Origin of the sequence: Faecousia intestinalis, from assembly GCF_040096185.1 — a bacterium.
In the GTDB taxonomy this organism is placed as follows: domain Bacteria; phylum Bacillota; class Clostridia; order Oscillospirales; family Oscillospiraceae; genus JAZOXB01.
In genome coordinates, this window is record NZ_JBBMFF010000222.1 from 21,941 (window position 1) to 34,353 (window position 12,413).

The window sequence follows — 12,413 nt, forward strand, 5'->3', positions numbered from 1 at the left end:
AGCTATGGATATCGATTTTGTTGTGCTCTGGGTGGACGGGAGCGATGCGGCGTGGCAGGCGGAGAAGGCCCGGTACCAGGGCCGGACGCTGGACGACAGCAACGCCCCCAACCGCTTCCGCGACTGGGGGCTGATGCCCTACTGGTTTCGCGCAGTGGAGCAATTTGCGCCGTGGGCGCGGAAAATCCACTTTGTTACCTGTGGGCATGTCCCGGCGTTTCTTAATCTGGCGCATCCGAAGCTGCACCATGTGAAGCATGAGGATTTTCTCCCGCCGGAGGTACTGCCGACCTTCAGCTCTCATGCCATCGAGATGAACCTACACCGCATTCCGGGGCTGACGGAGCATTTTGTATACTTCAACGACGATACGTTTTTGATTCGTCCGGTTTCGGAGACTGCGTTTTTCCGAGATGGACTGCCATGCACCTATGGTGGGGAATATCCCATTGAGTTGGTGGGCGAGATCGGTATCTGGCAGCACGCGGCGGTGAATGATCTCGGTGTGATCAACGCGCACTTCAACAAGCGCACGCAGGTAAAGAAACACGGCGGCAAATATGCCAACCGCGCCTACCGCTGGCAGGACAACCTTCGCACCAAGGCGGTGGAAAAGCTGTTTCCCAACTATTTCACCGGCTTTAAAAACCTGCATGCCCCAGCGGCGTATACAAAGAGCGCCTTTGCCGCCGTCTGGGACGCGGAACCGGAGCTGCTGGCGCGGACAACCTCGCACCGCTTCCGCAGTGCAGAGGATCTGAATCAGTGGGTGTGCCTGTGGTGGCAGGTAGCCAGCGGACAGTTTGCACCATTCAACACGGATAATGTCGTGTCCTGCGCTGACGGGGACACCGTGGACGAGCTGTGCCGTATCATTCGGGAGCAGTGCCACGACATGCTCTGCATCAACGATCCGGAAAAGCCGGTGAATTTTGAGGTGCTGTCGTCGCAGTTGCGCGGCGCATTCGAGACGATCCTGCCGAAGAAAAGCGGGTTTGAGATATGAAAAAGAAGCTCATTTTTATCACAGAGGCGCTGTGGATTGGCGGAATAGAGACAGCACTGGTGAATCTTCTGAACCGGCTCGATTACGACCGGTACAACGTGACTTGCCTGATCCTGCGGGATTGTCAGGAAATGGCGTACCGCATCACACCGAAATGCCGTCTGATCGTCTCCGACCGACAGCATGCGGTGACATTTCGGGAAGGCTACCGTTATAAACGGATGTACAACCTTATGGAGGAGCCACAGCATGCCTCAAAGCTCCGTCGCCTGATCTGGCGCATCCTGCGCTTTCTCCTACGCGCACCGGAAGCAAGGCGGTATGCTGCCTATGTAAAGAAGCAACTGGGCGGCGAACATTTTGACACAGCGGTGATTTACAGCGACCGTGCTGCCGAAACGGCTGTCCGCGCAGTCTCCGCTGACCGCTTCCTGATGTTTTATCATCACGGCGCGATGCGGAAGGAATATCATGATGAGCTGGGGTATCGCCAGGCGGAAAAGGTAATTGCTGTCTCAGAAGCGTTGGCGGAGAAGCTAAAGGCGTATCGTCCGTGTTACGCCGGAAAAATCATTGCGGTAAACAATCTGATTGACGTGTCAGGTGTGCAGACAAAGAGCATGGCAATGCCAGAGATAGTTTTTCCAAAGGATTGCTTCAACATTGTTTCCTGCGGGCGGCTCGCGCCCGCCAAAGGCATGGATCTTGCCATTGCTGCCTGCGCAAAGCTGGTGCAGGATGGCCTGGCCGATATCCACTGGTGGATTGTCGGCGGCGGGCCGGAGGAAGCTTCCTTGCGGGCGCAGCTCCGTGCGCTTAGAATGGATCGATATGTGACACTGCTGGGAATGCAGGACAATCCCTATCCCTATATCCGACAAGCAGATTTGTATGTGCAGCCCAGCCGGTTTGAAGGCCACTGCGTCACGGTGTTAGAAGCGCGGCTGCTGGCTGTGCCCATTCTGGCAACACAAAATGCTGCCAAAGAACAACTCGAAGATGGAAAAACGGGCCGACTCTGCAAGCTAGATGCGGCGTCGATTGCCGACGCGGCAGCCGAGCTTTATCGCACGCCTGATCTGCGTCAGGCTCTCCGCGAGGCGCTGCGCCGCCACGATTTTGAGCATGACAATGCCCTTATTCTGCAAAAACTGTATGCCCTGCTGTAGCAGAAGGAGACACTATGGAAAAGCAAACATTTACCACAGTCATCAAGCCCAAAAGCGGCTGGTTTGACCTGCACCTAAAAGAGGTGTTCGCTTATCGCGACTTGATTTTCCTCTTTGTTAAGCGCAACTTTGTGTCAAAATATAAGCAGACAATCCTAGGCCCGGCATGGGCAATCATTCAACCGCTGCTAACGACGGTGGTGTTTACGCTGGTGTTCGGCAATATCGCGGGGCTGTCACCGGACGGTGTGCCGCCGTTTATCTTCTACCTTGCCGGTACTGTGCTGTGGACCTATTTTTCCGGCTGCCTGACGCAAACAGCGAATACGTTTGTCGCCAACAGCGCGACGATGGGAAAGGTTTATTTCCCTCGTCTTGTTATGCCGATTTCCACGGTGTTTTCGGAACTCATCAGCTTTGCCATTCAGTATGGCTTTCTGCTGATCTTTCTGGTTTATTACACCGTCACAAAGCAGGGTGTGCATCCGAATCTCTGGATGCTCATGACCCCGCTCATCATCTTGCAGTTGGCGATGCTGAGCCTTGGCTGTGGCATCATCATTTCCGCGCTGACTACGAAATACCGCGACCTTGCCATGCTGGTCGGCTTCGGCGTACAGCTATGGATGTATGGCTCACCAATTGCCTATGATATGTTCCGGTTTGGTGCCTTTGCACCTGGCGGAAAATGGCATGTGCTTTATATGTGCAACCCGATTTCCCCCATCGTTAACCTGTTCCGCTATGCCTATTTGGGTACAGGCGCGATGGAATGGAGCTATTATCTCATCGGCTGGGGTACCACCATGGTATTCCTGTTTCTTGGTGTAGTGCTGTTCAGCCGCGTGGAAAAAACGTTTATGGATACAGTCTGAGGAAGTAAAATGGACGAAATTGCAATCAAAATCGAACATGTCTCCAAAGAATACCGCCTTGGTGCAATCGGCGGCGGTACGCTGCGCGGCGATCTTCAAAGCTGGATGGCCCGCCTGAAGGGCAAGGAAGACCCCAACAGCAAGATCGGCTCCGACGCAGCAACGCACATGGGTGAGAAATTCCTTGCACTGGACGATGTATCCTTCGAGGTAAAGAAGGGCGAGGCACTGGGCATCATTGGCCATAACGGTGCCGGTAAGTCCACGCTTCTGAAGCTTCTATCCCGCGTCACTGCGCCGACCAAGGGGACGATCAGCTATAACGGCCGCGTTGCCTCTATGCTGGAGGTTGGTACGGGCTTTCATCCGGAACTGACGGGACGAGAGAATGTCTATATGAATGGCGCGATTCTCGGTATGACGAGGGCAGAGATCGACCGCAAATTCGACCAGATCGTTGAGTTTGCGGAGATGGAAAAGTTCATCGACACGCCGGTGAAGCGTTACTCCAGCGGCATGTATGTCAAACTGGCCTTCGCCGTTGCCGCACATCTCGATAGTGAGATCATGGTCATGGATGAGGTTCTCGCCGTGGGAGACATGAAGTTCCAGCAGAAGTGCCTCGGCAAAATGGGCGATGCCGCTAATTCTGAGGGCCGCACGGTCCTCTATGTCAGCCATAATATGAACACCATCCGCCAGCTTTGCACAAGGTGCATCGTGTTGAATCACGGAAAGCTGATTTTTGATGGGGATGTGGAAAAGGCGATTGACATATATATGGATGCCAATATGAAGACAGCAATCAGCAGAGATTATGCTGATTATCGAAGAATGGCATATATTCAACGTGATGATGCAAGGATACTTTCGGCAAATTATGTTGATACAGACAGCAATACCTTTGTCGAGGCAAAGACAATCAAACTACACATAAAGTGGAAATACAACCACGATGTGAGGAACATGAGCTTTAGATGGGTTGTAGAGGGAATGGGCAACACTAAGGTATGTGCTTCATTTGGTTATAATCTGTTTAATGGACAGCGAGATGAGGCTTCAGAAGCTGATTTCGCATTCAATGTTTCGACTCTGGCACCAGGGAATTATCAATCATTTTATGTTTTTTTCCTTTCAAATGAATTTGGTACATCTAAGGAAGTAGATTGGGTACCCGGATTGAATTTTACCATTGAGCGGCAGGATGCAGGAAGATTGCCATGGCGAACAACGGCGTGGGGGAACATTGAATTGCCGCCACCGATTGTTGAAATGAAAGGATAATAGTCCATGAAACTTGCCGTTATGACGTGGTATCATTATCGCAACTATGGAACAGCTTTACAGGCAGCCGCCATGCAAGCTGTGCTGAGGGATATGGGGCATGACCCGCAGCTTATACAGTACCGTCCATGCGGATATTTTAGGACGTTGCCGGATTACAGCATACCTGAGTTCAGGCGGAGAATCCACAATAAGCTGACTCGAACATCCGAACCGGAGCTGCGCAGATTCAAATCAGAGCTGCGGGATAGAGCATTCGATGCATTCCTCGAAAAAAATATCAAATTCACTGAACCGTGCCGTACACTCTCAGACCTCGAACTGCTGAACGATAAATTTGATGTCTTTATCAGCGGAAGCGATCAGGTATGGTCGCCGCTCGCATATGACCCGCATTATTATTTGAATTTTGTTCGCGATAATGCGAAAAAAATCGCATATGCATCAAGCATGGGTGCTAAAGAAATCAGGGACAGATATATCAAGGCGGATATATCTCGTCTGCTTGATGGATTTGGTGCGTTGTCGGCCCGTGAGGACTCCGGAGCCAAGCTCATAAGTGAGTTGACCGGACGTCAAGTAAAAGTAGTGGCTGACCCTACGCTGTTGCTTGACGCGGCAAGATGGGAAGAAATCTGCTGTATCGGCAAAGATAGAACAGAACGGTACCTACTGGTATATATGCTTGGCAGCAGCGACGAGCATTGGGCGGCAATAGAAAAAACGGCTTCAGATATGGGACTCGCGTTGCGCATTATACCGGTATTCGAGCAGGATACCAAACGCAGCGGATGCGTAACTGAGCCCGTAGGACCGGAGGAATTTGTAAAACTGTTTCGAAATGCGGAGTATGTCTGCACAGATTCGTTCCACGGAATGGCATTTTCGCTGATATTCCACCGAAATTTCACCGCATTTGCACGGTTCGGGAAAAACGATCCGAAAAGTCAAAACTCGCGTGTTGAGCATCTGCTTGGGCTGACGGGAATGTCTGATCGGCTTTTCTCCGGAAGTAACGCCGTAGAGATAGCGGAAACGACGGCAGATTTCGAGTATGCCGATACCGCACTGAGCCCACTGCGCGTGACATCTTTGGAATACCTTAGATATTCACTTTCGCACGTTAATCTACAGGAAAAACGGGTTGCAAATATTAAAGCACGAAGCAGCCTGTGCTGCGGATGCGGAGCGTGTGCCGCCGTGTGTCCGACCTCTGCAATAAAAATGGAGATGAGCGGCAACGGCTTTCTTACTGCAAAACTCGATGGCAAAATGTGCGTGGAGTGCAGCAAATGTACAAAAGTATGCCCGTTTGGAACAGAGGCCATGAACCGGGCGGCAAAGGATGCGCAGATGTATTCCTTCAAAAATCCGGACAGCAATGTACTGCTCAATTCCACAAGTGGCGGCGCGGCATACAGTATAGCAAGATTGCTGATTCGCAGGGGCTATAAGATTGCAGGATGTATGTTCAATGCGGAGAAACAGCGAGCTGAACATATACTGATATCTGACGAGAGCGAACTGTATAAGATTCAGGGCTCAAAGTACATCCAGAGCGATTTTTCGGATGTAATAAAAAAGCTTTGTGCCGAGGATAAGGGTACGGCACTCGCTGTATTCGGTACACCCTGTCAGATAGCGTCAGCGCGGCGTGCGCTGCAAGGCTGGGACAACGTCCTTTTTATTGATTTGGTTTGTCATGGCGTTCCGAGTTATCATCTCTATGAAAAGTATGGAGACTTCATACACCGTACCTCTGGAGTTGATAACAAACGGATGCAGATGGTTTTCAGATACAAGCCAAAGTCCTGGCGGGATATATATTTGTATGCTTCTGACGGAGAGAGAAGCTATTGCTGCTCAAAAAAGGACGATCCATTTTTCCGTATGTTTGAAGTAGGCAACTGCTATATGGAGAGCTGCTATGAGTGCAGATGGCGCTCGGATTCTGAAGCGGATATCCGCCTCGGCGACTACTGGGGACCAAGATTTGAGGAAGACAAAACCGGTGTGAGCATGATGGTATGCTTTACGGAAAACGGACGCAGGGCTGCTATGGATGCGGCTTTTGCCGGCGGCACTATAGCGGAAAATCAACCAATAGAGGACTATCTTAAATATCAGCAGAGCAATAACATTCCGAAGCCTGTTTTCTATGATACGCTGATGCTGGAATTGAAGAGCAAGGACAAGAAGCTCGAATCCTTTGTTGACAGATATACGGTGCCACTTGAAAACAGAAGCCTGTCATCCAGTGAGTATCTAAAATATGTGTTTAAGATGGTAACATACAAGGAGCCAAATAATGATACCTAAGATTATTCACTATTGTTGGTTCGGCGGAAACCCATTGCCGCCATTAGCGCAGAAATGCATTAAGAGCTGGAAAAAATACTGCCCGGATTATGAAATTGTGCGATGGGATGAGAGCAATTTTGATATTAACGGCAGCTTACTTTATGTTAAACAAGCGTATGACAAGAAGATGTGGGCTTTTGTTTCAGACTATGTTAGACTTTGGGCGCTTGTTAACTATGGCGGTATCTATATGGACACCGACGTTGAACTTGTACGGCCAATAGATTGTTTTTTGCAAGAAAGTGCATTTAGTGGGTTTGAAGCAGTGGATCGCATTCCTACAGGAATTATGGCTTGTGAAAAAGATCATTCGACATTTAAAGAATGGCTAAATGAGTACAGCAAAAAACGGTTTGTGTTAGACGACGGCTCAGTGAATTTGGAAACCAATGTTACAGCAATAACAAATTATATGGCACGGCATGGGTTTTCTTTTGATAACGCATTACAAACGGTAAAAGAGGTTACCTTTTATCCAAAAGATTTTTTCTGCCCCAAAGATACCCATACCGGAATCGTTGAGCTTACAGACAGTACATATTGCATTCATCATTTCAATGGTTCATGGGTTGCACCAACGGAAAAGAAGAAAACAAAAGCTCGTTGGCGAAAGTATCGCATAGAACGCATTAAGAATTCGCCGAAGATTCTATTGCGCAAATTAATTGGGGATGATCGAGTTGAATCGATCAAGCGCTTTTTACGCAGGAAATGATCAAACGTACAATACTGTTTATTCTTATTGTGCTAATTATTGTGTTCCTTATTGTCCTTACGAACATTCGAATTAGCACTGCATCCTATTCCGTCGCCCTGCAAAATCTCAGTAGCCCGCTTCGGTTGGTCCTCCTCTCCGACCTTCACGGGAAATCTTTTGGCAGAGAAAACTCCCGCTTGATTGCAAAAATACAAGAGCAAACCCCGGACGCGATTTTTCTTGATGGCGATATGATCGACCGCAGTGCAGATCCAACGGATGTACAGGAACTGCTGCGGCTGATAAAGAGACTGCATGAAATCGCACCGGTGTATTTTGCTCCTGGCAACCATGAACTGGAATATATGCAAACCGACGCCTCACTCCTCACGCAGGTAGCGGAAGCCGGTGCCGTAGTCGTCAATGACAGCTATGCGGACGTGACGCTAGCCGGTCAGCCGCTGCGCATTGGCGGCACCATGGGACACGCCTTTTATTTTGGCCGCAGCGAGGAGGAGTTTTCTTCCTCACCGGAGTATCAGTTCCTCAAGGCATTTGAGGACACCGATGTGCCGAAAATCTGCCTTGCTCATATGCCGGACACGTTTATTTTCAACGGCGCATACAACTTGTGGAATGTCGATCTCGTTCTCAGCGGGCATACCCACGGCGGGCTGATCAGGCTGCCCTTCATCGGCGGACTGTATGCGCCCATGCAGGGCTGGTTTCCGGAATACGACCAAGGATATTTCCGCCTTGGAGAACATATGCAGATGGTCATTACCTCCGGTCTCGCGGGCCACGGCATGATTCCGCGTATCAATAACCCGCCGGAGATCGTCGTGATCGACCTTGTGCCGGAAACCACCCAAGAAAGGTAACATTTATGTTAGATACTCAGTTCCCGCTCCTCCTACACAGCTTCGTACAGGATGCCCCGCCGGAACCGGACGGGCTTTGGAATATCCCGCATCTGTGGCGGACGGCGGTAGAGCAGAATCTCCTGCCGGTTCTGGCGTATGAAAACAAACGCTGGAAGCTCTTTGACGACCCAAATGTCTGCCGCCAGCTCGATGGGCTGCTGTACGGCACGGTTGCAACGAATCTCAACCGCTGCGTGGACTTCGAGACCTTGTCGGCAAGCTTTACGGAGCATGGCATCGCCCATATGCCGGTGAAGGGCTATTATCTCCGCAAGCTGTATCCTACGCCGGAGCTGCGTACCTTTGGCGATATCGACCTGCTCATTCATCCAGAGGATCGGCAGAAGGTGCATAACCTGATGCTGTCGCTGGGCTATACCGTGAAGCAGGACTGGGAGCCGACGTATTCCTACATAAAAGATGCGGAATATTACGAAATTCACACCAATCTCATGGACGGTAATCTGGACGGCAGGACTGATTTGCAGGCATACTTTGATGCCGCGTGGGCGCATGCTGAACCGGATGACGGGCTTCGGTTCCGTCCGGAGGATGATTTTCACTTTATCTACACGGTCTGCCACCTGGCCAAGCACCTTTACGGCGGTGGTGCGGGACTGCGGATGTATCTGGATGTTGCGCTGTATATAAAGCACAAGGACGACAGCCTACATTGGCAAGCCATTGCAGGAGAGTTTGTCGCGCTACATTTGGCGGAATTCTTCTATACGGTGATGAACGCCTGCCGTGTATGGTTCGGAACGAAGACAATTTGCCCCTTACCAGAACCAGACACAGAAGCGTTGGACAGGCTGCTGTCTTACACACTGGATTCCGATCTGTTCGGGCATTCCCGCGATCATGCCGTCATCGAACTGCGCAACGAAAAGGACGAAGCTCCGTCGAGGAGCCGTGTCCTACGGAAGATGCTGTTTCCTCCGGCAGCGGAGATCGAATCGCGTTATACATTTCTGCGGAACCGCCACTGGCTCCTGCCGCTGGCATGGCTCGTGCGGCTGTTTGCCAATCTGCGCCTGATTCCGAGCCGGATTTGCCAGATGAAGCAGGTCACGAAAACGGATAAAGCCAGTGTAGAAACCTATGACGGATTTATGCGCCGGATCGGACTGTGATATTATGGATTAAATTCAGGCAAAAAAGAAAACGGGCGGAAGGGATTGCTCCCTTCCGCCCGCGGCTTACCGCTCCATGCCCACGGCCCGCTGCTTTTTCGCCTGCTGCACGGCCTTTTCGGCGCTGCGGCGGCGGTTGAAGAGCAGCAGATCCCGCGTGTTCTCGTAAAGGTCGCCCTTGCCGGACTCGAACACGGCGACCATGTATTTCTTCGTCTTATACTTGGCGTAAATCTCTTTCAGCCCCTCCCGCAGGACGGGGTCAATTTTTTCTGCATTCGTCAGCCAGATTTCAACAAGCTTCTGATCGTCCCTGACATTCATCTCCAAATAGAACCAGCCTCCTTTAACATTCTTAGTTTCCTCATCTTTCCTGCGGCTTATGCGCGACCACCTGCTTGGCCGCCTGCAAAATCTCCGGCGGGATGCCGTCCACCATGCGGTGCAGCTCGTCCAGCTCCCGGAGCTTTTCGTTGATTTCCAGTTTTTTCAGGACGCTTTCCTTGGAGGCAGCGCCCAGCTGCTTTTCGAGCGCCGCATTCTCGGCGGTCAGCGCCTTGTAGGCTGCGTCGTACTTCTTGAGCTTCGTCCGCAGAGCCTCCGCGCCGGGAACGTATTTGCCCAGCAGCGCTTCCAGCTCGTCCAGCTTGGCCTTTTTGTTGAACGGATTGGTGTCGTTCAGAATCGCCATGATCTGCTCCTTCATCCGGTTCAGGTGGACGGCCTCCTTGAACAGCCGCGGCGGGATATGGTCGCGCCCGGTTTCGCTGGCGCTTTCGCCGCGCTCCAAATCCGGGTATTTTCTGACCATATGCTCCCAGAACCTGTCCTGCCACTGCGTCAGCTTCCTCTTGTTGCCGACGATCTCTTTGGCGCTGAGTCGCTTGTCCTCCGTCAGCGGGATAAAGCAAAGGTGCATATGGGGCGTTTTCTCGTCCATATGCACCACGGCGGATATGATCGTTTTCGGGTCTTGATGCTCTTGGATAAAGTCCAGCGCCTCGGTGAAATAGGCTCTGACTTCGGATTTCTTCTTGCCCTTGAAGAACTCCGGGCTGGCCGTCACGAGAGCCTCCACCACGCGCACGCTGCCCGACCGCGTGCGGCAGCCAACCTCTGCGATCTGCTTTTCCGCCTCGGCGCGGTACTTGCGCTGGGGCGTCACCAGATGGAAGTTCAGGTGGCTGCGGGACGTGTCCACGTCTGGATTGCTGGCGTATTTCTCCTTGGTGCGCTCGTTGTGAGCCTCGATGTGCCCAATTTCCGGCCCCTTATATTTGGCAAAGCGGAGAATGGCGTACTGTGCTTTCATCGGCGCTGACCTCGCTTCACCCACACGATGTTGCAGTCCAGCACATCGGCCAGCTCCACGACCTCCTTGTAGCGGATGCTTTCCCGCTGCAATTTTGCGGACAGGTTGGATACGCTGTCGCTCCAATCGTATTCGTCGTGGAGCCGGTCAACCAGATCCTGCATGGTAAATCCGGCGCGGACGATCTGCGCCTTGATTTCATTTCTGATGCTCATAAAAACCTCCTGTTTTTTCGTGATGAAAACAGCGAAGCGGGTTCGCGTTTCCGAAAACCTGCTTCGCTGTTTGGCGTAATCTTCTGTTTTCCCAAAATCCGCTGGAAGCGCGGCGGTCGATGCCATCTTCGTAAGTGAGGGGTATCGACTTTTCGAAGCCGCGTGACTTTGCTCTAAACCGTGCAGCCCCACGCGCATCCGTGAAGCCGGTGCGCGGTTCCGAGCAGCACGGTTTCGCAAAATCCTTTTGCCGCCACGCAAATTTCTTTCCGATTTTCACTCGCCTTGCAAATACCCCTTCCGTTTCAGCTCTGCCAGATCGGCGGCCACGTCCTCCGGGCGCATCCGCGCAAGGCAGCTCAAGTCGTAAATGTCGAACTGATTCACCAGAAGCAGCGTCATCAGCAGCTTCTGCGTGCCGGTCAGGTCGCTGTCGTACAAGTGAAACAGCGGCAGCTTCTTGTAAAGAAGACCGTCATTCCGGTTGTGGTTGCACTGTTTTTGTTTTCGATGTTCAGCCGTATTTTCGTCGAAAACGGAGCGCCCGATTATTTCCTGATCTGGCTTGCTTGCGGAGTGCCTTTTGGCATTGGGAAGATGTTCACGCTGATTCCGATTGGCTTTGGCATTTCCGGGACAGTAGGTGTTGTTGCACTCAACCTTGTCCTCGGCGGTCTGATCGGCGGCGTAATTCTGATCTGGAAGCTGGCAGTTGCTATCTGGTATCTGCCCCTGACCATATACAGACTTGTGACTTGAGAAAAGAGGAAAAACATGAGTAAGAAACTTGTAGCATATTTTTCTGCGTCCGGCGTGACCGCGAAGGTTGCCGAGACGCTGGCAGAGGCAGTCGGCGCAGACATCTTTGAGATTGAGCCGAAGGTGCCTTATACGGAAGCTGATCTGAACTGGATGGACAAGAAAGCCCGCAGCACGATTGAGATGAGCGATCCTGCCTCCCGTCCTGAGATTGCCGTCAAGCGGGACAACATGAAGGACTACGACACAATCTTTGTGGGCTTCCCGATCTGGTGGTATGTCGCGCCGACGATTATCAATACGTTCCTTGAGAGCTATGACCTGACCGGCAAGACGATCACCCCGTTTGCGACCTCCGGCGGAAGCGGCATCGGCAAGACGAACGAACACCTTGCGCCGAACTGCAAAGGCGCAAAACTGATGGACGGCAAGGTTTTCAAGAACAGCGTCGGGCATCAGGAGCTTGCGGCGTGGGTTGAAGAGCTTGGACTTTAAGAAGAGTATAAATAGAAAGGTTATAAAGGAGAACTTAGATGAAACTGTTTTTATGTTCGCACTTTTCCAGTGTAGGAAGCTTGATAAAAGAAGAAATTGATACCAAGAAAGTCGCATTTATTCCAACAGCTTCGCTGCGTGAAGGCTACACCGGTTATGTCGGCTCGGCTCGAAAATTATTCAA

Annotated in this window: 14 protein-coding genes and 1 pseudogene; 11 read left to right on the top strand and 4 right to left on the bottom strand. The window is 51.5% G+C overall.

Translation table 11 applies throughout. The annotated features are described in order from the left end of the window. The first annotated feature begins 4 nt into the window (after nt 1-4). The 8 genes from WMO66_RS08410 to WMO66_RS08445 are packed head-to-tail and all read left to right on the top strand — an operon-like array spanning nt 5 to nt 9,448. Nucleotides 5-1,006: a Stealth CR1 domain-containing protein gene (locus tag WMO66_RS08410; RefSeq protein ID WP_349135978.1), complete on the top strand. Its 1,002-nt coding sequence runs from the start codon at nt 5-7 to the stop codon at nt 1,004-1,006. Beyond that, nucleotides 1,003-2,175, top strand: coding sequence for a glycosyltransferase (locus WMO66_RS08415; RefSeq protein WP_349135979.1), 1,173 nt, complete (start codon nt 1,003-1,005; stop codon nt 2,173-2,175). The genes WMO66_RS08410 and WMO66_RS08415 overlap by 4 nt, the downstream gene beginning before the upstream one ends. A 14-nt stretch (nt 2,176-2,189) precedes the next feature. Continuing rightward, complete coding sequence (locus WMO66_RS08420) at nt 2,190-3,050, top strand: ABC transporter permease (RefSeq protein ID WP_349135980.1); 861 nt, start codon at nt 2,190-2,192, stop codon at nt 3,048-3,050. Between the two features lie 9 nt (nt 3,051-3,059). Further along, nucleotides 3,060-4,334, top strand: a complete 1,275-nt coding sequence (locus WMO66_RS08425) for an ABC transporter ATP-binding protein (RefSeq protein ID WP_349135981.1) — start codon at nt 3,060-3,062, stop codon at nt 4,332-4,334. 6 nt (nt 4,335-4,340) lie between these two features. Continuing rightward, on the top strand, nt 4,341-6,653 hold the full coding sequence (locus tag WMO66_RS08430; protein WP_349135982.1) for a polysaccharide pyruvyl transferase family protein: 2,313 nt from the start codon (nt 4,341-4,343) through the stop codon (nt 6,651-6,653). After that, a complete protein-coding gene (locus WMO66_RS08435; protein WP_349135984.1) occupies nt 6,643-7,410 on the top strand; it encodes a glycosyltransferase family 32 protein in 768 nt (255 codons plus the stop codon). The genes WMO66_RS08430 and WMO66_RS08435 overlap by 11 nt, the downstream gene beginning before the upstream one ends. Beyond that, nucleotides 7,407-8,273 carry a metallophosphoesterase gene (locus WMO66_RS08440; protein ID WP_349135985.1) on the top strand — a complete coding sequence of 289 codons (867 nt, stop codon included), beginning with the start codon at nt 7,407-7,409 and terminating at the stop codon, nt 8,271-8,273. The genes WMO66_RS08435 and WMO66_RS08440 overlap by 4 nt, the downstream gene beginning before the upstream one ends. A gap of 5 nt (nt 8,274-8,278) precedes the next feature. Then, nucleotides 8,279-9,448, top strand: coding sequence for a nucleotidyltransferase domain-containing protein (locus WMO66_RS08445; protein ID WP_349135986.1), 1,170 nt, complete (start codon nt 8,279-8,281; stop codon nt 9,446-9,448). 66 nt (nt 9,449-9,514) lie between these two features. Here the strand turns inward: WMO66_RS08445 and WMO66_RS08450 are convergent, their stop codons facing one another. The 4 genes from WMO66_RS08450 to WMO66_RS08465 form a co-directional block, all read right to left on the bottom strand. Continuing rightward, on the bottom strand, nt 9,515-9,778 hold the full coding sequence (locus tag WMO66_RS08450) for a hypothetical protein (RefSeq protein ID WP_349135987.1): 264 nt from the start codon (nt 9,776-9,778) through the stop codon (nt 9,515-9,517). A 34-nt stretch (nt 9,779-9,812) separates the two neighbouring features. Further along, nucleotides 9,813-10,760, bottom strand: coding sequence for a MobV family relaxase (gene mobV, locus WMO66_RS08455; RefSeq protein ID WP_349135989.1), 948 nt, complete (start codon nt 10,758-10,760; stop codon nt 9,813-9,815). Continuing rightward, nucleotides 10,757-10,975, bottom strand: coding sequence for an LLM class flavin-dependent oxidoreductase (locus tag WMO66_RS08460; protein ID WP_349135990.1), 219 nt, complete (start codon nt 10,973-10,975; stop codon nt 10,757-10,759). The genes mobV and WMO66_RS08460 overlap by 4 nt, the downstream gene beginning before the upstream one ends. A gap of 276 nt (nt 10,976-11,251) precedes the next feature. Then, complete coding sequence (locus WMO66_RS08465; RefSeq protein WP_349135991.1) at nt 11,252-11,416, bottom strand: hypothetical protein; 165 nt, start codon at nt 11,414-11,416, stop codon at nt 11,252-11,254. Here WMO66_RS08465 and WMO66_RS08470 point away from each other — a divergent pair, their 5' ends adjacent. The 3 genes and pseudogenes from WMO66_RS08470 to WMO66_RS08480 all read left to right on the top strand — a co-directional run. Beyond that, nucleotides 11,417-11,734, top strand: coding sequence for a DUF6050 family protein (locus WMO66_RS08470; RefSeq protein ID WP_349135992.1), 318 nt, complete (start codon nt 11,417-11,419; stop codon nt 11,732-11,734). Between the two features lie 15 nt (nt 11,735-11,749). Next, nucleotides 11,750-12,229 carry a flavodoxin gene (locus WMO66_RS08475; protein WP_349135993.1) on the top strand — a complete coding sequence of 160 codons (480 nt, stop codon included), beginning with the start codon at nt 11,750-11,752 and terminating at the stop codon, nt 12,227-12,229. A gap of 38 nt (nt 12,230-12,267) precedes the next feature. Then, nucleotides 12,268-12,413, top strand: a pseudogene (locus WMO66_RS08480) (Type 1 glutamine amidotransferase-like domain-containing protein); the annotation flags it as partial.